This is a genomic window from Catellatospora sp. NPDC049111, assembly GCF_040648615.1.
Classification (GTDB): domain Bacteria; phylum Actinomycetota; class Actinomycetes; order Mycobacteriales; family Micromonosporaceae; genus Catellatospora; species Catellatospora aurea.
This window is the reverse complement of record NZ_JBEZEB010000005.1, coordinates 1-19,375: the sequence shown is the minus strand read 5'-3', so window position 1 is coordinate 19,375 and position 19,375 is coordinate 1. Positions and strand designations below refer to the sequence as shown.

Here is a 19,375-nt window from a genome sequence, read left to right as displayed (position 1 = left end):
GCACCGTACCCCTCACTCGCCAGGCGGCTCAGTCGTGGTTGGATGTTCGACGGCCGGTTCTCGTACGCCGAACAGGAAGCGGGTCGGCCGGGTGCGCCGGACCAGCAGCTCGTAGGCGGCGACGGTCAGCGCCAGCGCGATCGTCACCAGGGTCAGGTATTTGACGGCGATCGGGGCGTGCCACGACACGACGTGGTACGCGACCGCCACCACGATCGGCTGGTGCAGCACGTAGATCGGCAGCGCGCCGAGCGCCAGGTAGAGGTAGACACGGCGGCCGAGTCCCGGCGCCGTGTTCGGCCGCCGCCGAGCGCGCCGGTCGAGCAGGCCGAGGATGGCGACCACGAAACACCAGCCGGTCATGCCGTAGAGCGTCCGCATCAGCACGGCCCTGCCGGTGAGGTCGGTCAGCGGGTCGCCGCCGCCCTCGGCGACCACGAAGAACAGCGGCATGCCGGCGGCCATCAGCACCGCCCCGGCGACGGCCCCGAGCACCGCGTCACGGCGCATCGCCTCGCGGAACCGGTCGTCGTCGGCGAGCACGACGCCGTACAGGAAGAACAGCAGGTAGGCCCAGCGGCTCCAACCCGCGTAGCCCTCCTCCATGCCGTCCAGCGCGGTGATCAGCGCCAGCGGCAGTGCAGGCAGCAGCAGGACGAGCCCGCGCCGCCCGGTGACCGCGCCCAGCCGGTCGCACAGCAGCAGCCGGCGGGGCAGCAGCCGGGCCGCGGCCGCCAGCAGCAGCGCCCAGGCCAGCAGCATCACCACGAACCACAGGTGCCCGGTCTCGAACTGCTCGCCCTGCACCACGAACGGGAACTCGCTCGCGTCGAACCGCACCTCGAAGAAGCGTGGCAGGTACTGCCAGTACGACTCGTGGTAGCCGGGGTCGGCGGCCTTCAACCGCAGCCACGGCGGCACCGGCAGCAGCGCCACGAGCGCGAACAGCAGCGGCACGCCCAGCCGCAGCAGCCGTTCGACGGCGAAACCGCCCGGACCACGCCGACGCAGCGAGTGGCGCGCCCCGAATCCCGCGATGAGGAACAGGATCGGCATGGCCCAGACCACGGCCAGCCCGGACAGGACCGTGGTGACCTCGGTCGTGTCGGCGTTCTTGATGTAGTAGTCGTCGCGCTCGTCGAAGACCAGCGACGAGTGGAAGAAGACCAGCCCGACGACCACCAGCGTGCGTATCGCGTCCAGCTCCGGCCGCCGCGCGGCCGCCCGCGCCGGGGCCGTGCCGACCTGCTCCTCGCTCATGTCCGCTCCCTCCGTGACCAGCCGCGTCCAGGAGGTTGACGCGCGAGGGGCGGCGGGAGGTGGGCGGCGGTTTCAGTCCACTTTCGACACGTCGAGCGCGGGCTGCCGCTGGAGTGCGGGCGGGGACTCGTGGCCGGTGCGGAAGCCGGTGACGGCGCTCAGGCGGGCGTGCGGGTCGTCCAGGGTGACGGTGAGCCGCCGGGTGCGGATCGCGGGGAAGGCGTGCCAGCGGCGTACGCCCACGGTGTGTCCGGCCGCGACCACCGCCTCGCCGCAGCGGACCTCGTGCGTGCCCGCCCGCTGGCCGTCCGTGAGGTCTTCGCGCAGCTCGACGTGGTCGAGTTCGACCTCGGTGTCGAACTCGGCGACGACCCGTCCCGGTTCACGGGTGAGCCGGGCGTGCAGCGGTGTCGCGAACCGGCGGCGCAGCTCGGCGGTGACCTCCAGCAGCCGGGTCACGTCGTGCTCGTCGAGCCGCCCGCGCCGGTCCGGTGGCACGTTGAGCAGCAGTCCCGCGCCCAGGCCGACCGAGCGGTACCAGATCGCGAGCAGGTGCTCGGCGCTCTTGAGCGTGTCCAGGTCGTCGGGCTGCCAGAACCAGTGCGCCCGGATCGGCACGTCGCACTCCGGCGGCAGGTAGTGCAGGCCGTGGAGGGTGTCGGCCTCGGCGGTGAACATCGACCTGCCGAGCCGGTCCACGGCGTACAGGCACGGGTCGGCGGCCAGGCCGTCCTCGTTGCCGACCCACCGGATGCCCGCCCGGCCCATGTTGAAGACCATGGCCTGCGGCTGGTGGGTGTCGACCACCTCCATGATCGCGTTCCAGTCGTAGGTCCGGCCCTCGGAGCCCGCGCCGTCGAACCACAGCTCGAACAGCGGCCCGTACCGGGTGCACAGCTCGGTGAGCTGGCGACGGTAGAACTCGTCGTACGCGGCCGGGTCGGCATAGCAGGCCGCGTTACGGTCCCACGGGGACAGGTAAAGGCCGAGCGGCATACCCGCGGCCCGGCACGCCTCGGCCAGCTCGCCCACCACGTCGCCGCGGCCGCCGCGCCAGGGCGACGAGGCGACGGAGTACGCCGTGGTGTCGGTCGGCCACAGGCAGAAGCCGTCGTGGTGCTTGGCCGTGAGCACGATGTATTTCGCGCCCGCCCGCTGTGCGACGTCCACCCACCGGCCCGCGTCGAGGTCGGACGGGTCGAACGTGCCCGGGTCGAGGGTGCCGTCGCTCCACTCCTTGCCGTGGAACGTGTTGAGCCCGAAGTGCAGGAACAGGCCGAAGCCGGCGTCCTGCCAGGCGAGCTGGCCGGGAGTGGGTCGGGTCGTCATGTGGATGCTCCTCAGCGGCGGATGTTACGAGGCCGAAGGGATAGTAAACGGTTTCATCGCCGGATCCTATAGGGTTCCAGTGGTCCGCGACTCGACGCCCTGCCCTACCGTGGGCACATGCCGGACTTCGTGGCGATCCTGCTGACCGTGCTCGCCTGTGTGGGGGTGGTGCTCGGCGGTGAGGCGGTGCTCGCGGTGATCCGGAGGATCCGCAGGCGACGGATGCACCCGGCCAGCCGGGCGGTGCAGGACGCCGCCCGGCTCAGCCGACGCATGGGCAACCCCGGCAGGTCGGGAACCGGAACCGGTGCCGGCGGCGGCTGGTGGACGAACTCCGCCAACAGCCACCTGCAGGACTGAGCGCCGGATCGGCGCGCCGGGAACGCGGCTCCCTGCGGCGGGCTCCGTGAAACGATGATCCGGTGCTGATCGTGAGCCTGGGCGGGGCGCTGGCAGCGGCCGTGTGCTTCGGGTTGTCGTCGGTCATGCAGGCCGTCGGCATGCGCAAGGCGGGGCCGGTCAGCGAGCTGGAGCCGAAGTCCCTGGTGCGCGCCTGGCTGACCCTGCCGTTCCTCGCCGGGGTCGGCCTGGACCTGCTGGGTTTCGGGTTCGAACTGGTCGCGCTGCGGCACCTGCCGCTGTTCCTGGTGCAGGCCGCGATCGCGTCCGCCCTGGCGGTGACCGCGATCGCGGCGGCCGTGGTGATGAAGGAGCGGCTCGGCCGGGTCGAGAAAGGCGCGGTCGCCGCCGTCTGCGTCGGACTGGCCCTGCTGGGTGTGTCGGCCGGACCCGAGGGCGCGAACCGGGCACACACCGACTTCTACGCCGCGCTGGCCGCGTGCCTGGTGGGGCTCGCCGTGCTGGGCGCGGGTGCGGGGCGGCTGCGCGGGCGCCGGCGCACCATGGTCCTCGGGCTGTGCGCGGGCCTGTGCTTCGGGGTGCTGGCGCTGGCCGCGCGCACGCTGCCGGAGCTGGACCCGGCGCGGATGGTGCGCGAGCCGGCCACGTATCTGGTTGCCGCGTCCAGCCTCATCGCGCTGGTGCTGTGGACGATGGCGCTGTCGGGCGGTTCGGTCACCACCGCCACGGCGGCGATGGTGATCGGCGAGACGGTGCTGCCCGCCGTCGTCGGCGTCGTGGTGCTGGGCGACGAGGCGCGGCCCGGCTGGGTGCCGGTCGCGGTCGGCGGCTTCCTGCTGGCCGTGGGTGGCGCGCTGGCCCTGGCCCGGTTCGGGGAGCTGCCCGGGCAGCCCACGGCACCCGGGCGCCCGGATGCGTCTGTGCCAGGGGTACGCGAGGCCGACGCGGTCTGAGCCCCTCACCGTCGCCCGTCAACCCGACCCGGTCCGCCAACTCACCAAGGTCGTCGGACTTGCCTGGCACCTGTGGGTATTCGTGCTCAAGATACGCACGACTGCCAGGCAAGTCGGACGATCATCGGCGCGGCCGTGGCGGGCTGGCGGTGCTGTGGCCCGCGGCGGAGGCGGCATCACCCGTCCGGAACTGTCCGTGCCAGTGTTCCCGCCCGGGCGGCGGAAGGGCGCGGTGTGGACGGGCCGGTGGGTAGCGCTGGTGGGCGGGCGCTGCTCAGCGGGCCGGCAGCGTGTACCGGATCTTTTCGGCGGGGCGTGCGCCGAGGCGCTCGTAGAAGCGCTGGGCGTCGGTGTTCCAGGCCGGGGTCTGCCACTGGATCTCGTCGCCCTGGGCCGCCTCGACCACGGCGTCGAGCAGTAGCTTGCCCAGGCCGCGGCCCCGGTGCCGGTCGTCGAGGTAGAGGCAGTCGAGGTGGGTGTAGTGGCGGCCGGTCCAGGTGGCGAAGTCGCGGGTCCAGGTGGCGTAGCCGACCAGGGTGCCGGCGTCGTCGGCGACCAGGCAGCGCAGCCGCGGCGGGTCGGCGAACAGCGCCGGTGCGAGCCGTTCGGCGAGGTCAGGCGGTGGCGAGGCAGCGCGCTCGTACGCGGCGTGGTCGGCGATCAGGGCGAGCAGTGCCGGCACGTCGCCGGGTCGGACGGGGCGTACGGCGGTCATCTGTCGATCTTTTCCCGCGAAGTGGGACGCCGGCCAGAGGGGTGACCGCCATATCTCATCAGGATTTCGCCCGCGTTACGCCAGGCAGGTGACGCTCTGTACGGGGAAGGAATGCCAAAAGTCATCTGCACGTGCATCCGGCGCTTGCGCCTGCACAGGATGGTCTGCATGATGGGAGGCGCAACGACTTACGTTTGCATTGTGGCACTTGCATCTGTGGCCCGGATGGTGTGGCGACACCCCACCGGGCGGACGGCGCGGACTCCACCGTTCCGGCCGGCTCCACCCCCCATCCGCGAGCAACGTTCGCCGCAGTGAGGCACGAATGCCAGCTCCCAGGATCAACCCCGCCCGGCGCTCTTCCGCCGAGATCGCGGCCACCGACTCGTACCAGTCCGGAGACCGGGTCTGGATCTACCGCGAGCGGAAATGGCAGGCAGGGATCATCTCCGACGTCACCTCGGACAAGGCCGTGGTCATCTGCGGCGGCGACTCCGGTGTCATGGAGGAGACCGTGACCGCACCCCACCTCGTGGTCCGTGACGACGTGTACCTCTACATCGACACGGTGACCTACGTGTGAGGTGCCGCAATACCGAGCCGGCTCTCGCGTAGCCTCGGGGGCCGGACCGGGCCAGGCGGGTGGCGCCGACGATGCCGGCGCCACCCGCCCCGGCTTTCTCAGCCCCGGCGGGAGCGCCGGCGGCGCTGCCACTTCTCGCGGAACTCCAGCGGCACGAAGACCAGCGTGGTGAGCACCGCGGCGACGACCGCCCACAGCGCGACCTGGCTCGGGCTCATGTGGGACACGCCCATGTTGGACGTCCACACCGGGTTCAGGCCCAGCGGCGGGAAGCCCTCCCAGAACAGCACCCACAGCAGCGGCACCAGGCCCATCGCGATGCCGTACGCGGTGAAGTGGCCGGCCTGCGAGAACAGCACGCCCATCACCACCGCCGCGATCATGTAGATCAGCACCGCGGTGCGCTGGCCGCCGTCCGAAGGGATGCGGTCGATCAGGTAGTTCCAGATGTCCACGATGGTGTCCAGCACGGGCTGCCAGTACACCGCGATCAGCACCAGGGACACCACGATCACGATCGCGATGCCCAGGCCCTTGAGAATCTTGAATGCGCCGGCTTCTGCCTGCGTCACAGCGTTCCTCCCTCACCGATTCCGTCACGCCGGCGCTCCCGTGACCCGGGGCCCCTGCGGCCGCCAAAGTCCAGTTCAGACGGGATCCGGCCGAGGTGGACGTACGGTGCTGCGAGGGTCGCAAAGCGCCGGTCCGGTGGTGCTGAGGGGCATGTCGCGGACAGGGCCGTGCGAGCGGCGCGCCGATCATCCCACCAAGGTGTGTCCACGGCGAGAGCTGTCCGACCTGTTCCCGCTGCCGCAACGGCCGACCTGCGAGAAGATCCTCCGACGGGTTCACGACAGCGGGCCCGTCAGGCGGCGAGCGCCTCCGCGAGGAAGCGGTGCGCGGCGGCGTTCGCCGGGCCGGTGACCGACAGCGGCATCATGTTGAAGCTGTGCCCCGCGCCCGGAACCACTTGGAGCTCCACCGGTGACCGGGCGGCGAGCAGGCGGGCGTACAGGAACAGGGTGTCGTCGAGCAGCGGGTCCTCGGTGCCGACGGTGAGCAGGGCCGGTGGCAGCCCGGTGAGATCTGCGTAGAGCGGGGAGGCGGCCGGGTCGAGGCGGTCGGCGGGATCGGGCACGTACTGCTCGGCGTACCAGCGCATGCGGGCCGTGGTGAGCACGCCGCCGCGCGCGTCGTCCCAGTTCCGGGCGCTTGGGGTGAGGGTGAGGTCGTAGACGCCGTAGCACAGGTTGAGGGCGCGCGGGGTCACCGCGGCCGGGCGGTCGCGCAGCCGCAGGGCCACCGCCAGCGAGAGGTTGGCCCCCGACGACTCGCCGCCGATGGTCGCCGCTGCGACGCCGAAGTCCCGCCCCGCGTGGTCGAGCAGGTGCCGGGCAGCCGCCTCGCAGTCGTCCAGCAGGCCGGGGAAGTGCCGTTCGGGGGCGCGCGGATAGTCGAGGCTGACCACGGTCTGGCCCGTGCCGTGCAGCAGCTCCTCCAGGTAGGAGTCCTGCTCGTCGGCCGCGCCCACCGTCCAACCTCCGCCGTGGATGTGCAGGTAGAGGCCGGTCGGCGCGGGCGCGTCGAAGACCCGGGCCGCCATCGGACCGCCCGGCGTCGAGACCGTGATCTCGCGGGCAAGCGGGGATCGGGACAGGACGCCGCCCGGCGAAGCCTCGGCCAGCCGCTCGCGGGCCTGTTCGCGAAACGCCCGCACGCTCTGGGGCGGCCAGCCCATCGCGCGGACCATCGCACCCATGGCAGCGTTGGCCGCCACCACGTCGTCGGCGTACTCCGTCTGCGCGAACGTCTCCTCGTCGAGCCCCACACCGCCTCCCGGCTGATCCTCCTCCAATGTCCGCCGCGCCCGCCCCGGCCGCTGCCCATCGGCGGAATCCCTGCCCGGGTTCGGGGCGGCTGAGCAGCTGCTTCGGCTTGGGCGGGTCGATAATGGGGTGGGGGAGACGCGATGACTGAACAGTCGATGGTCGTGGTCGGCGTCGACGGGTCGGCTTCGGCGCTGGCGGCGGTACGCGAGGCCGTCCGGGAGGCGACGTGGCGCGGCTGCGGCCTGCGCATCGTGCACGCCTTCATCTGGCCGCTCATGCATGTCGACGTCGGGGCGTCGGAGGCCGTGCCGGAGGGCGGGCTGCGCCACGACGCCGAACGTGTCCTCGCCGAGGCGACGGCGGCCGCGAAGGCCGCGAACGGCCGGGTCGAGGTGACGGCCGACCTGGTCACCGGCGGGCCCGCGGGCGTGCTGCTGGCCGCCGCGCGCGCCGCGCAGCTGCTGGTGCTCGGCGACCGGGGTCTGGGCGGGTTCACCGGACTGCTGCTCGGCTCGGTCGCGGTGGAGGTGACGGCCCACTGCGCCACCCCGGTGCTGGTGGTGCGGGGCGAGGTGCGGGCCGGCCCGGTCGTGCTCGGGGTCGACGGCTCGCCGGGGTCGGCGGCCGCCGTCCGGCAGGCGTTCGGCGAGGCCAAGCAGCGCGACACGGAGCTGCTGGCGGTGCGGGTCTGGCACGACGCCGCCACCGCGCTGGCGTACTCGATCCCGGCGCTCTACGACCCGCTCGCCGCGCGGTCGGCCGAGCAGCAGGAGCTCGACACGGCGATCGAGGCCATGCGCAAGCAGCGCCCCGATGTCCGGGTCCGTACGGAAGTGGTGCCCGGCCGTACCGGCCGGGAGCTGGTGCGGCTGAGCGAGCAGGCGCAGCTGGTGGTGGTCGGCGCCCGGGGGCGCGGCGGTTTCAAGGGGCTCCTGCTGGGTTCGGTCAGCCAGCAGTTGCTGCACCACGCGGCATGCCCGGTGCTGGTGGTGCGGCATACCCCGGTCGAGGAGCCTGCGGGCGGCTGAGGGACGGGTCGGGAGCTGGTCATGGACAGGCGGGTGACGCGGAGCGGGCCGGAGCGGGCGGCGGGGCTGGCGTGGCGGCAGATCAGCGAGGTGATGAGCGCGCCGCCGTACTGCGTGCGGACGTCGACGACGCTGGGCGACGCGCTCGCGGTGATGGTCCGCGAAGGGCTGCGGCACCTGGTCGTCACCGACGAGGGTGGCCGGTGCGTGGGCGTGCTCGCGGACCGGGCGGTCGTCGCGGCCTGGGCCGCCGAGCCGGCCACGTTGTCGTACCGGCGGATCTCGTCGGTGCTGGACCGCACGCCCGCGGTGGTGGCCGCCGAGGCGGCGGTGGTGGACGCGGCGCGGCTGATGCGTACGGCCTGCGTGGACGCGGTGGCGGTGGTCGACACCCGCGGCATGGCGGTCGGGGTGGTGACCGGCAGCGACCTCGTCGCGCTGCTCGCCAGGTGAGCGAGCGGGGAGACGGCTCCAGCCGCCTCCCCGCCGTGATCACGCCAGCGTCAGGCTGGCGCGCCTGCGTTCACGGTCGATCTCGAGGATGCGAACCGTGACGCTCGCGCCGACCTGCGGCTCGGTCTGGCCGTGCAGCAGACCGTGGGCGTCATCGGCGATCTCGACGAAAGCGCCGAAAGGAACGACCTTGACGACCTGGGCTACCAGGACGTCACCGGCGTTGAGTTCTTCGAAGCGGGACATGCGATCACCTCCTTCCTCGGCAGGCTCCGCTTGGCGGGCGACGACGAAGGAGGGCGGGCCACGGGCCCGCCGGGCGATCACGGCTCAGCCGGATGCCTCATCTGATCACGGCACTGGGCCGACCCGGCAGTCACAGCGCCCGACCTTAGCGGCGGTTCGGTCCCCTGGCAACCGCGGTGCCCGGTTTCCCCGGCGGGTGAACACGCCGCAAATAAACTTGCAGCCACTGCAAGTTTGAGGTTTGATCTGCCCGTGACTCCGCTCGACCAGGACGCCCCGCTCGGCCGGCGCGATCTCCGCAAGCAGCAGACCCGCGCCGCGCTGACCGGCGCCGCCCTGCGGCTGTGCTCGGCGCGCGGCTTCGACCACGTCACCGTGGACGACATCAGTGCCGAGGCGGGGGTGTCCTCGCGCACCTTCTTCAACTACTTCGCCTCCAAGGAGGACGCCGTGCTCGGCGACCACCTGGTCGAGGTCGACGCGATGCGGGCCCGGCTGGCCGTGCTGCTGCCCACCATGAGCGTGCTGGACGCGGTGCGCCGCGCCGTGCTGCTGGTCGTCGCCGCCATGGAGGCCGATCGCGACCACTGGTTCCTGCGCATGGAGATCATCCAGCGCAGCCCGCAACTGCTGCCGCGGCTGGTGCTCAGCAACGCCGAGGCCGAGCGCGCCACCACCGAGCAGATCGCCGCGCACCTCGGGGTCGATCCCGTGCGGCACGGCTACCCGGCGCTCGTGGTGGCCACGACCAGCGCCGCCTTCCGCGTCGCCGCCACCCGCTGGATGGCCGCGGCCGGCGGCCTGTCCCTGGGCGCGCTGGTCGACGAGGCGTTCACGGCCCTGGCCGCCGGCCTGCCCGATCCGGACTGACCCGTACCGCGCCCGACGGCGCCCCCGATCCCCCCCGGGTGATCCTCACCCGATTGCCGCACCACGTGAGGAAGAGAATGACCACGACCGACATACCGGCCCAGACGGCCGGACCCGAGCCCGACACGGTCCCGATGACCCGCCGCGAGGTGATGCAGGCGCTGTCCGGGCTGATGCTGGGCATGTTCGTGTCCATCCTGGCGGGGACGGTCGTGGCCAACGCGCTGCCGCGCATCATCGCCGCCCTCGACGGCAGCCAGTCCGTCTACACCTGGATCGTCACCACCGAACTGCTGGCGATGACCGCCACCGTTCCGCTCTGGGGCAAGGCCGCCGACCTGTACAGCAAGAAGCTGCTCATCCAGCTCTCGCTCGGCCTGTTCGTGGTCGGCTCGCTCATCGCGGGCTTCACCCCGAACGTCGAGATCCTGCTCGTCAGCCGCGTCGTGCAGGGTGTCGGCGCGGGCGGCATGACCGCTCTGGCCATGATCGTGATGGCGGCGATGATCCCGCCCCGCGAGATGGGCCGCTACTCGGGCATCTTCGGCGCGGTGTTCGGCATCGGCACCATCGCCGGACCGCTCATCGGCGGCGTGCTGGTGGACACCTCGTGGCTGGGCTGGCGCTGGACGTTCTTCATCGGCGTCCCGTTCACCCTGCTCGCCATCTACCTGCTGCAGCGCACCCTGCACCTGCCGGCGACCCCGCCCGGCAAGGTGAAGATCGACTACTGGGGCGCGTTCCTGATCACCGCGGGCGTCTCGACGCTGCTGATCTGGTCGACGCTGGCCGGCAACAAGTTCGCCTGGGCCTCGGGCTGGACCGCGCTGCTGGTGACCGGCGGCCTGGTGCTGCTGGCGCTGGCCGTGTGGGTCGAGTCGCGGGCCGCGGAGCCGATCATCCCGCTCGGCATCTTCCGCAGCCGCACCGTCACCCTGACCACGATCGCCAGCGTGCTGGTCGGTCTGGCCCTGATGGGCGGCGCGGTGTTCCTGTCGCAGTACTTCCAGATCTCGCTGGGCAAGTCGCCGACGGTGGCCGGCCTGATGAGCCTGCCGATGATCTTCGGCCTGCTGGTCTCGTCGACCGTCGCGGGCGGTCTGATCACCAAGTTCGGCAAGTGGAAGATCTACCTGGTCGTCGGCGCGGTGGTGATGACGGCCGGCATGCTGCTGCTGGGCACCATCGACCACACCACCAGCGTGCCGCTGGTGTCGGTGTACATGGCCGTGCTCGGCATCGGCGTCGGCCTGCTCATGCAGAACCTGGTGCTGGCCGCGCAGAACGACGTGCCCGCCCACGACCTGGGCGTCACCACCTCGGTGCTCACCTTCTTCCGCAGCATGGGCAGCGCGGTCGGCGTCAGCGCGCTCGGCGCGGTGATGACCGCCCGGATCTCCGACCTGCGCGAGGAGCGGTTCGGGCCCGCCCCGGCCGGCAGCAGCTCCAGCCAGGTGCCCGACCTTGCCTCGCTGCCGCCGGAGATCAAGGCGATCGTCGCCGAGATCTACGGCCTGGCCACCGCGGACCTGTTCCTGGTCGGCGCGCCGATCGCGGCGCTGGCGTTCGTCGTGGTGCTGTTCATCAAGGAGAAGCCGCTGAGCACGCTGAGCGGCGCGGACCGGCTCGCCATGGAGTCGGCGGCCGCCGACGGCACGGACATCGGCGGCGAGGACCTCGGTGGCCAGGCCGATGCGGAACGGACGGCGAAAACGGAGAACCGCCCCGACGGGCTCGTCCGGGCGGAGTGACGTTCCACCGGCAAAGGGCGTCCGTGCCACCGGCACGGACGCCCTTTCCGTACCTCCGACCCGCCTCGCGCCCCCGCCTTACGCCCGCCGCCTCGCGGCGCGCAAGGCCTCGCGCGGCCGGGTGGTGCGGGCGCGGTACGCACCAAGGTCGTCCGACTTGCCAGGCACTTGGGCGAATGCGCGCTCAAGATACGCACAGGTGCCGGGCAAGTCGGACGATCTTGGACGCCGGTGGGCGGCTGAACCGCAGCGCGTACGATTGATCTTCTTGATCGGGGGCGAACCATGCAGCCGATGACGCCGATGTACCGCGACGAAGAGGACCTGCGCCACGACGTGCGGGCGGCCTGCGTACGGGCGTGCAACCTGTGCGCGGAGGCGTGCAACGCGTGCGCCGACGCCTGCCTGGGCGATCCCGAGGTGGCGCAGTTGGTGATCTGCATCCGGACTAACCTGGACTGCGCCGACATGTGCGCCACCGCGGCCGAGATCCTCGACCGGTTCCGGGGCTACCACCCCGAACTGGCCCGCACCGTGATCGAGGCGTGCGCGACCGTGTGCGACGTCTGCGCGCAGGAGAGCCGCAGCCACGCCGACCGGCACCGGCACTGCGCGATCGCCGCGGACGCGTGCGAGACCGCCCGGGACGCCTGCCGGCAGATGCTGGCGGAGCCGGCGCTCGCCTGAAGCCGACCCACCGGGCAGTCGGGCGGCCCCGTCCCCGGAATGTGTGCTGCGTCGCAGCCGCGCCCCGAATTGTCACGTCCGGACCCGGCTGTCGTGTCGTTCCTGCGGCGGCGGCCGACGGTTGCCGTGACAATGGACCACGGAGGGGTACGACTGATGTCTCAGCGGATGAATCTGGGCGAACTGGCACCCGAGGGCTACCGGGCGGTGCTGGGCCTGGAGAAGTACCTGGCCAAGAGCCTGGACGCCCGGCTGCTGGACCTGGTGAAGCTGCGCGCGTCATTGCTGAACGGCTGCGCGTACTGCATCGACCTGCACGGCACGGACCTGGTCAAGCAGGGGGCCGACCTCCGCGAGGTGCTGGCCGTCGGCGCGTGGTGGGAGTTCCCGGGCTTCGACGCCCGCGAGCGCGCCGCGCTGGGGCTCACCGACGCGGTGACCAAGCTGGGTGAGCGCGGCGTCTCCGACGAGGTCTGGGACACCGCGCGGGCGGCGTTCACCGACAAGGAGGTCGCCGACCTGATCCTGGCCATCGGCACCATCAACCTGTGGAACCGCATCGGCGTGACCACACGGCTGCATCCGGAGGTGTGATGACGGCACATGTCGAACTGCGTCCGGCGGACGCGGCGGTCTTCGAGCAGCACCGGGCGGTGCTGCTCGGAGTCGCGTACCGGATGCTGGGCAGCTGGTGGGACGCCGAGGACGTGCTGCAGGACGCCTGGCTGCGCTGGCACGGGGCCGACCGGGCGGCGATCGCGGACCCGCGCGGCTGGCTGGTCACGGTGACCACCCGGCTCGCCCTCGACCAACTGCGCTCGGCCCGCCACCGGCGGGAGACCTACCCGGGCACCTGGCTGCCCGAGCCGATCCCGGTCGGCACACAGGTCGGCGACCCGGCCGAGACCGCCCAGCAGCGCGACACGCTGTCCCTGGCCGCGATGCGGCTGCTGGAACGGCTCACGCCGCCCGAACGCGGGGTCTACCTGCTCCGGGAGACGTTCGAGCTGCCGTACGCGGAGATCGCGGACACCCTGGGGCTGACCGAGACCAACGCCCGCCAGCTGCACCGCCGCGCGGTCGAGCGGATCGGCGACGACCGGCAGCGCTTCTCGGTGAACGACGCCGGTCACCGGGCGCTCGTCGAGCGGTTCCTGTCGGCCGCCGCCACCGGCGACCGGGCCGGCCTGCAGGCGATGCTGGCCGAGGAGGTCACGCTGTGGAGCGACGGGGGCGGCAAGGCCCGCGCCGCCGTCAACCCGGTGGTCGGCGCGTCGCGGGTGGCGCGGTTCCTGGCCGGGGTCAGCGCCAAGGCCGGCGACGTCGAGTGGTGGCTCGTCGAGGTCAACGGCGGCCCGGCCGCGCTGCTGCGGCTGGGCACGCGGTGGTCGCTGATGAGCTGGGAGACCGACCACGGCCGGCTCGCCGGCATCCAGCTGCTGGCCAATCCCGACAAGCTGCGCGCGGTGGGCCTGTTCGCCGACGACCGGACCCCGCCGGCGGCGGCCCGCACCGCCTGGGCGCGGCTCTGATCGCTCGGGCGGACAGCGAGGCGGCACAGCCTAGGCGCGTTTCGCCCGGTCAGGTCGCGGGGACCTGATCGGCCAGGGCTGGTTCGGTCGGCGTGCGCGCGGCTGGGACCGGGCTCGTACGCAGCGGCAGGCCGTGGTGGCGGCGGGCCAGCACCCACGCGGCGGGGATGACCGCGACCAGGACGGCGGTGACGACGCCGACGGTGACCGTGCTCGCGCCGAGCAGCTTCAGGCCGCTCGCGGTCAGCACGACGGTCAGCGCGGCGCGGATCAGGCCGCCCGGCGCGCGAGAGGACACCGCCGCTCCCAGCAGCACCCCCGGCACCGCCCCGACGACCAGGGCGACGGTCAGCGCCAGCTGGAAGTCCCCGAACAGCAGGTGTGCCAGGGCGGCCGCGCCGACCAGCGGCACCGCCTGCACCAGGTCGGTGCCGACGAGCTGCTGCGGTCGCAGCGCCGGATAGAGCGCCATGAGCGCGATGACGATCAGCGAGCCCGAGCCGACCGAGGTGACCCCGACGACGAGTCCACCCACTGCTCCGACCAGCACGGTCGGAATTATGCGTACGCGAACGCGCGCCAGGGCGCCCTCGACGACCTCCCGCAGCGACGGGTCGGCGGCCGCGCGCGCCTGGTCGCGCAGCCCGAACCAGGCCTTGACGACCAGGCCGGAGGCGGCCACCAGCAGCGCCGCGCCCAGCAGCGACTGGATGACCTGGGACATGCCCTCGCCGTCGACCGCCTTGGCGACGAACACCCCGGCGAACGCGGCCGGGATGCTGCCCGCGCACAGCCACAGCACCAGGCGCTTGTCCACGGTGCCGCGCCGCATGTGGACCGCGCCGCCGAACGGCTTCATGATCGCGCCGGCGACCAGATCGCTGGACACCGCACTCAGCGGGGGCACCCCGAACACGAGCACCAGCAGCGGGGTCATCAGCGCGCCGCCGCCCATGCCGGTGAGCCCGACGACGACACCCACGCCGAACCCGGCGATCGCCACCCAGAGATCCATGCGGTGACCCTATCGGCGTGACGTCACCGGCGCGTGTCGCCGTCCCAGTTGGCGAAATGTCCCGAACCTGGCCACCGTCTTCATTAACTCGCAGTTCACCAGCTCTGCCGAGCCGCCGAATCCGGCACCGTGGGACGCCTTGGCGTCAGAAATGAGACCGTCGGGCCCTGCCCCGGCCGACGTTCGTGCGACCCGCCGCCTGGACGAAAAGCCGTTCGCGAAGGAAGGGCACCTTCACATCGGAATACGTTGTGGAAGGTGCCCTTCCCATCACTCGACGAGCGCTACCTGCGCAGACGCGGCGAGATCAGGCGGCGGCTGCGGCCACGGCCGCGGCGGTGTCTTCGGTGACCAGGTCGAAGTTGATGAAGGCCCCCGCGCGTGAACCACCGGCCGCAGCATGGATGACCTGCGCGGCGAGGTCGGTCACGTTGCCCGCGACCCACACGCCGGGCACCTCGGTCAGGCCGGTCGGGTCCGCGGCGACGTACGCGCCGAACGGGTGCTCGGTCAGCGTGACGCCGAGCGACTCCAGCACCGCGGCGCGCGGCGTCATGCGCGCGGACACCACCAGCGCCTCGCACGGCACGACCGTGCCGTCGGCCAGCCGCGCCCCGGAGAGCCGGTCGCCGGTCACCTCCAGCCCGGACACCTCACCGCCGATCAGCCGCACGCCCCGGGCGGCCAGCTGGGTCAGCTCCGTCTCGGTCGGCTCCGGGCCGGTGTGGCGCAGCAGCGTCACGTCCGGGGTCCACTGCCGGTAGAGCAGCGCCTGCTGGGCGGCGTGCGCGCCGGTCGCGAGCACCGCGACGGCCTGGTCGCGGACCTCCCAGCCGTGGCAGTACGGGCACTGCAGCACGTCGCGGCCCCAACGTTCCCGCAGTCCGGGGACCGGCGGCAGCTCGTCGACCACGCCGGTGGCCACGAGCAGCCGACGTGCCCGGATCACCCGTCCGTCGTCCAGGGTCACGGCGAAACCACCGTCCTCGCGTACCGCGGAGACCACGTGGCCGGTGACGATCTCGCCGCCGTAGCCGCGTACCTCCTCCCGGCCGATCTTCAGCAGCTCGCCCGGCGGCAGCCCGTCGCGGGACAAGAACGCGTGCATCGCCGCGGCCGGGGCGTTGCGCGGCTCGCCCCCGTCGATCACCAGCACCGAGCGCCGCGCCCGCGCCAGGGTCAGTGCGCCGTTCAATCCGGCGGCGCCGCCGCCGACGACCACCACGTCGTACGCCTCAAAGGTCATCTCGACCACCTCCGCGACCACCGTGCGCGCGCCGCCCACAGATCGGCAATTTCTGTTGCCGTTTCGGCAAGTCGTCAGATGGGGTGGCGGGCCTGGAATGCCAGGCGGGAGTCGGCGTCGCGGGCCAGCCGTTCCAGCAGGTCGTCCAAGCGCAGGAACGCCGCCCAGGGCTGCTCGCCACTCACCGCGCACAACCGGGTGGTGATCTCGTCCTCCAGCGCGGTGACGCGTTTGCCCTTCCAGACCTTGTCGGCGAGCACGACCAGCAGGTCCTCGGTGCTGAGCCCGGCGTACGCCACGGACCCGTGGTCACGGGCGAACCGGGCCAGACGCGGCTCGACCCCGTGCGCCACCAGCAGCTCGTAGCCCGCGGGCTCATGGGCGGAACCTGGTCCGGACAGCTCGGACGGGAACGTGACCTTGCCGATGTCGTGCGTGGCCGCGCCGAACAGCACCTCGTCGACGGTGACGGCCAGCCCGGAGTACACCTCGGCGAGCGCGCCGAGCAGGCGGGCGGCGACGTCGTGCACCGCGCGCAGGTGCGCGCCCAGACGCGGCGGCGCGTCGAGTTCGGTGAGCAGCGCGGCGACGGCGTCGGGCAGGGCGCGCAGGTGGGGTTCGGTCGGTTCGGTCAGGGCGCGGTGGAGCGCGGCGGCACGCATCCGGCCGACGTTAGCGCGCGCAGCCGCGCCCGACCGGCCCTCGTCCGACGGCACCTGCGACACCGCAGCTCAGGCCGTGGCGCCCGTTAACAAGGTGCCCTTGCGCTACGCAGGGCGATGTGAAGGTGCCCTTCCTTTCACCGGTGGCGGAGGCCGTCCATGAGGAGGTCGAGGAGGCGGGCTGCCTGGTCGGCTTGGGCCGGGTCGGGGGTGGCCAGGGAGATGCCGCCGAGGCCGGCGAGGACGTCTTCGGGGCGGACGTCGGTGCGCACGGAGCCGGCGTCGGCGGCCGCGGTCAGGAGTGTGGTGACGGCTTCGATGAGGCGGTCGCGGCTCTGGGCGAAGGGGTTGCCGCCGGAGGCGATGACGGCGCGCAGGGCGTCGGCCATGCCCCGCTTGGTGGTCATGTACTCGACGAACAGGTCCATCCAGGCGCGCACGGCCCGGTCCGGTGGCATGGTCTCCAGCAGGGCGGGGGCGGCGTCGCACAGGCGCGCCAGCTCCTTGCGGTAGGCGGCCTCGACCAGCGCCTCGCGGGTGGGGAAGTGCCGGTAGAGGGTGCCGATGCCGACGCCCGCCTGCTTGGCGACGGCGTCCAGCGAGATCTGCGGCCCGTCGTGCGCGAACGCCTGCGCGGCGACCTCCAGGAGGCGCTCGCGGTTGCGCTGCGCGTCCGCGCGCAGGGGTCGGTTCACGGCTCCTCCTTCCGGTGGTGACGCAGCTCATTGTGCGCATCGGCGTTCGTGTTGCAAAACGGAGGATGCTCCGGTTAGCGTGGAGCGGGTAACGGAGGGTCCTCCGGTTGTTGACTGTACCGGAGAGCCCGACCCGGCATCGTCGATCAGGACGGAAAGATCATGAGCACACGTATCACCACCCCGTTCTCCGCCACCTCCACCGCGGCGGAGGTTGTGCGGGGCGTCGACCTCACCGGCCGGCGGGCCGTGGTCACCGGCGGCGCCTCCGGCATCGGCGTGGAGACCGCCCGCGCCCTGGCCGGGGCGGGCGCAGAGGTGACCTTGGCGGTACGCGACACCGCCGCCGGCGAGCGCACCGCCGCCGACATCACCGCCACCACCGGCAACAAGGAGATCCACGTCGCCCGGCTCGACCTGGCCGACCAGGACTCCGTCGCCGCGTTCACCGCGGGCTGGGACGGCCCGCTGCACATCCTCGTCAACAACGCCGGGATCATGGCATCGCCGCTGATGCGCACCCCGCAGGGCTGGGAGATGCAGTTCGCCACCAACCACCTCGGACACTTCGCCCTGGCCCGCGGCCTGCACGGCGCGCTCGCCGCGGCCGGCGGCGCCCGGGTGGTCTCGGTCAGCTCCTCGGCGCACCTGCGCTCGCCCGTGGTGTTCGACGACATCCACTTCACCGAGCGCGAGTACGAGCCCTGGGCGGCGTACGGGCAGTCGAAGACCGCGAATGTGCTGTTCGCCGTCGAGGCGACCCGCCGCTGGGCCGCCGACGGCATCACCGTCAACGCGCTGATGCCCGGCGCGATCCAGACCAACCTGCAGCGGTATGTCTCCGAGGAGGAGCTGAACCGGCTGCGGGCGCAGATGGGCGGCGGCGACTTCCAGTGGAAGACCACCGAGCAGGGCGCGGCCACCTCGGTCCTGCTGGCGGCCTCGCCGCTGCTGGACGGGGTCGGCGGGCGCTACTTCGAGGACTGCGCCGAGGCCGAGCCGACCGTCGCGGGCAGCCGGCGCGGTGTGGCGGCGTACGCGCTGGACCCGGCCGCGGCGCGGCGGCTGTGGGAGGTCACCGAGCAGACCCTGGCGGCGTGAACCAGGGCGGTCCGTCCCGCTCTCGCCGGGACGCGGTCGCCGCCACGCGCGGCGAGATCGACTTCAGCGCGGCCCTGGCCTGACACCGGTCGCGGGCCGGGCGCGGGTCACTGGGCCAGGAAGTCGGCGATCGCGGTGGTGAAAGCCTGGGGAGCGTCCCGGCGTACGCTGTGGCCGGCGCCCGTGACCCGCAGCGCGTCGAAGTCGCCGCCGGCGGTGTCCGCGCAGTCCTCGGCATCGGACTCCGACAGCAGGCCGCCGCGGGCGACCTCGCCGTAGAGCAGCAGCGTCGGGCAGGCCACCCCGGCCAGCGACTGCAGCAGCGACGGACCCGGCTCGTACGGCAGGTCGTAGCAGCGTGCGTCGAACTGGCCCTTGCTGACCGCCCACGGCTCGTACTCGGCGTCGGGCCAGCCCGGATTGTCGGCGCGGCCCTTGGCGATCCGCGCGTCGAGGTCGAGGGCCTGTAGCTCGGCCAGCCAGGACGGCATGCCGTCGGCGGCCAGCGTGTGGTGCGGGCCGGGCGGGTCCTCCAGCACCAGCGCCCGGACCAGGTCCGGCCGGGCGGCGGCCAGGGCGGCGGCGGCGAGCGCGCCCATCGAGTGCCCGATCACGACGACCGGCGGCAGCTTCAGCGCGTCGAGCACCAGCGCCGCGTCCGCGGCGTTCGCGGCGGTGCCGGTGGGCTCGTCGGGCAGCTCGGAAGAGCCGTGGCCGCGCGCGTCCAGGGTGATCGCGCCGGCGTGCGCGGTCAGGGCCGGCAGCACCGGGTCCCAGCACGCGCCCGAGTCGGAGAAGCCGTGCAGGAGCAGCAGACCCGGCTCGCCGCCGTGGCGCTCCCAGGCGAGGTGAGCGGTGCGCACCGGGGACCTCCCAAGAAGATGATCTGGCCGACCATACACCGGAAGATCGGCGACCGTGGCGCAGCGCGCGCGAGGCTTGGCCGACGTGCGGCGGAGGCGTGGCTCCGCCCCACCTCCGCCGGGGGGTTCCAGGGGGGGGCGGAGATCGTGGTGGGCCGGGGGGGGTTTGCGTTGGGGGGGCTCGCCAGGGAGCCCCA

At 72.7% G+C, this 19,375-nt stretch carries 22 protein-coding genes; 11 read left to right on the top strand and 11 right to left on the bottom strand.

Translation table 11 applies throughout. The annotated features are described in order from the left end of the window. Positions 1 to 12: 12 nt before the first annotated feature. Both AB0B66_RS09075 and AB0B66_RS09070 read right to left on the bottom strand, forming a co-directional pair. Positions 13 to 1,260 carry an acyltransferase gene (locus AB0B66_RS09075; protein WP_360525321.1) on the bottom strand — a complete coding sequence of 416 codons (1,248 nt, stop codon included), beginning with the start codon at positions 1,258 to 1,260 and terminating at the stop codon, positions 13 to 15. 72 nt (positions 1,261 to 1,332) lie between these two features. Next, entirely contained in the window at positions 1,333 to 2,589 is a 1,257-nt protein-coding gene (locus AB0B66_RS09070; protein ID WP_360525318.1) for an alpha-L-fucosidase, read from the bottom strand. Between the two features lie 117 nt (positions 2,590 to 2,706). On the opposite strand from AB0B66_RS09070, the gene AB0B66_RS09065 reads away from it, so the two are divergent. Both AB0B66_RS09065 and AB0B66_RS09060 read left to right on the top strand, forming a co-directional pair. Then, on the top strand, positions 2,707 to 2,949 hold the full coding sequence (locus AB0B66_RS09065) for a hypothetical protein (RefSeq protein ID WP_360525315.1): 243 nt from the start codon (positions 2,707 to 2,709) through the stop codon (positions 2,947 to 2,949). 62 nt (positions 2,950 to 3,011) lie between these two features. Next, positions 3,012 to 3,902: a hypothetical protein gene (locus tag AB0B66_RS09060; RefSeq protein WP_360525312.1), complete on the top strand. Its 891-nt coding sequence runs from the start codon at positions 3,012 to 3,014 to the stop codon at positions 3,900 to 3,902. A 274-nt stretch (positions 3,903 to 4,176) separates the two neighbouring features. Here AB0B66_RS09060 and AB0B66_RS09055 read toward each other — a convergent pair whose 3' ends face one another. Further along, the gene (locus tag AB0B66_RS09055) at positions 4,177 to 4,617 is read right to left on the bottom strand and encodes a GNAT family N-acetyltransferase (protein ID WP_360525309.1); all 441 of its coding nucleotides are present in this window, start codon (positions 4,615 to 4,617) and stop codon (positions 4,177 to 4,179) included. 325 nt (positions 4,618 to 4,942) lie between these two features. Between AB0B66_RS09055 and AB0B66_RS09050 the strand changes: the two genes are divergently transcribed. Beyond that, positions 4,943 to 5,200 (top strand): hypothetical protein, encoded by a 258-nt coding sequence (locus AB0B66_RS09050; protein ID WP_360525306.1) that lies wholly within the window; start codon positions 4,943 to 4,945, stop codon positions 5,198 to 5,200. 98 nt (positions 5,201 to 5,298) lie between these two features. Here AB0B66_RS09050 and AB0B66_RS09045 read toward each other — a convergent pair whose 3' ends face one another. After that, on the bottom strand, positions 5,299 to 5,772 hold the full coding sequence (locus tag AB0B66_RS09045) for a hypothetical protein (RefSeq protein ID WP_203698176.1): 474 nt from the start codon (positions 5,770 to 5,772) through the stop codon (positions 5,299 to 5,301). Positions 5,773 to 6,065: 293 nt separating this feature from the next. Continuing rightward, the gene (locus AB0B66_RS09040) at positions 6,066 to 7,028 is read right to left on the bottom strand and encodes an alpha/beta hydrolase (protein ID WP_360525303.1); all 963 of its coding nucleotides are present in this window, start codon (positions 7,026 to 7,028) and stop codon (positions 6,066 to 6,068) included. A gap of 141 nt (positions 7,029 to 7,169) precedes the next feature. On the opposite strand from AB0B66_RS09040, the gene AB0B66_RS09035 reads away from it, so the two are divergent. After that, complete coding sequence (locus AB0B66_RS09035) at positions 7,170 to 8,057, top strand: universal stress protein (RefSeq protein WP_360525300.1); 888 nt, start codon at positions 7,170 to 7,172, stop codon at positions 8,055 to 8,057. A 21-nt stretch (positions 8,058 to 8,078) separates the two neighbouring features. Next, entirely contained in the window at positions 8,079 to 8,510 is a 432-nt protein-coding gene (locus tag AB0B66_RS09030; RefSeq protein WP_360525297.1) for a CBS domain-containing protein, read from the top strand. 39 nt (positions 8,511 to 8,549) lie between these two features. On the opposite strand, the gene AB0B66_RS09025 is transcribed toward AB0B66_RS09030, so the two are convergent. Continuing rightward, the gene (locus tag AB0B66_RS09025) at positions 8,550 to 8,756 is read right to left on the bottom strand and encodes a S1 RNA-binding domain-containing protein (RefSeq protein WP_360525294.1); all 207 of its coding nucleotides are present in this window, start codon (positions 8,754 to 8,756) and stop codon (positions 8,550 to 8,552) included. A 252-nt stretch (positions 8,757 to 9,008) separates the two neighbouring features. Between AB0B66_RS09025 and AB0B66_RS09020 the strand changes: the two genes are divergently transcribed. The 5 genes from AB0B66_RS09020 (at position 9,009) to sigJ (ending at position 13,596) form a co-directional block, all read left to right on the top strand. Beyond that, the gene (locus AB0B66_RS09020; protein WP_360525291.1) at positions 9,009 to 9,626 is read left to right on the top strand and encodes a TetR family transcriptional regulator; all 618 of its coding nucleotides are present in this window, start codon (positions 9,009 to 9,011) and stop codon (positions 9,624 to 9,626) included. 77 nt (positions 9,627 to 9,703) lie between these two features. Continuing rightward, the gene (locus AB0B66_RS09015; protein ID WP_360525288.1) at positions 9,704 to 11,377 is read left to right on the top strand and encodes an MDR family MFS transporter; all 1,674 of its coding nucleotides are present in this window, start codon (positions 9,704 to 9,706) and stop codon (positions 11,375 to 11,377) included. A 294-nt stretch (positions 11,378 to 11,671) separates the two neighbouring features. Continuing rightward, complete coding sequence (locus AB0B66_RS09010; protein ID WP_360525285.1) at positions 11,672 to 12,064, top strand: four-helix bundle copper-binding protein; 393 nt, start codon at positions 11,672 to 11,674, stop codon at positions 12,062 to 12,064. A gap of 156 nt (positions 12,065 to 12,220) precedes the next feature. Further along, entirely contained in the window at positions 12,221 to 12,658 is a 438-nt protein-coding gene (locus AB0B66_RS09005; RefSeq protein ID WP_360525281.1) for a carboxymuconolactone decarboxylase family protein, read from the top strand. Beyond that, positions 12,658 to 13,596, top strand: coding sequence for an RNA polymerase sigma factor SigJ (sigJ, locus tag AB0B66_RS09000; protein WP_360525278.1), 939 nt, complete (start codon positions 12,658 to 12,660; stop codon positions 13,594 to 13,596). Before AB0B66_RS09005 ends, sigJ begins: the two co-directional genes overlap by 1 nt. 49 nt (positions 13,597 to 13,645) lie before the next feature. On the opposite strand, the gene AB0B66_RS08995 is transcribed toward sigJ, so the two are convergent. The 4 genes from AB0B66_RS08995 to AB0B66_RS08980 form a co-directional block, all read right to left on the bottom strand. Next, complete coding sequence (locus AB0B66_RS08995) at positions 13,646 to 14,611, bottom strand: sulfite exporter TauE/SafE family protein (protein WP_360525275.1); 966 nt, start codon at positions 14,609 to 14,611, stop codon at positions 13,646 to 13,648. A 307-nt stretch (positions 14,612 to 14,918) separates the two neighbouring features. Further along, entirely contained in the window at positions 14,919 to 15,857 is a 939-nt protein-coding gene (locus AB0B66_RS08990) for an NAD(P)/FAD-dependent oxidoreductase (RefSeq protein WP_360525272.1), read from the bottom strand. 74 nt (positions 15,858 to 15,931) lie between these two features. Further along, complete coding sequence (locus tag AB0B66_RS08985; protein ID WP_360525269.1) at positions 15,932 to 16,519, bottom strand: HD domain-containing protein; 588 nt, start codon at positions 16,517 to 16,519, stop codon at positions 15,932 to 15,934. A 137-nt stretch (positions 16,520 to 16,656) separates the two neighbouring features. Continuing rightward, complete coding sequence (locus AB0B66_RS08980; protein ID WP_360525267.1) at positions 16,657 to 17,214, bottom strand: TetR/AcrR family transcriptional regulator; 558 nt, start codon at positions 17,212 to 17,214, stop codon at positions 16,657 to 16,659. Positions 17,215 to 17,376: 162 nt separating this feature from the next. On the opposite strand from AB0B66_RS08980, the gene AB0B66_RS08975 reads away from it, so the two are divergent. Then, positions 17,377 to 18,315 (top strand): SDR family NAD(P)-dependent oxidoreductase, encoded by a 939-nt coding sequence (locus tag AB0B66_RS08975; protein WP_360525264.1) that lies wholly within the window; start codon positions 17,377 to 17,379, stop codon positions 18,313 to 18,315. 107 nt (positions 18,316 to 18,422) lie between these two features. Here AB0B66_RS08975 and AB0B66_RS08970 read toward each other — a convergent pair whose 3' ends face one another. Next, a complete protein-coding gene (locus tag AB0B66_RS08970; protein WP_360525261.1) occupies positions 18,423 to 19,178 on the bottom strand; it encodes an alpha/beta hydrolase in 756 nt (251 codons plus the stop codon). Positions 19,179 to 19,375 lie beyond the last annotated feature (197 nt).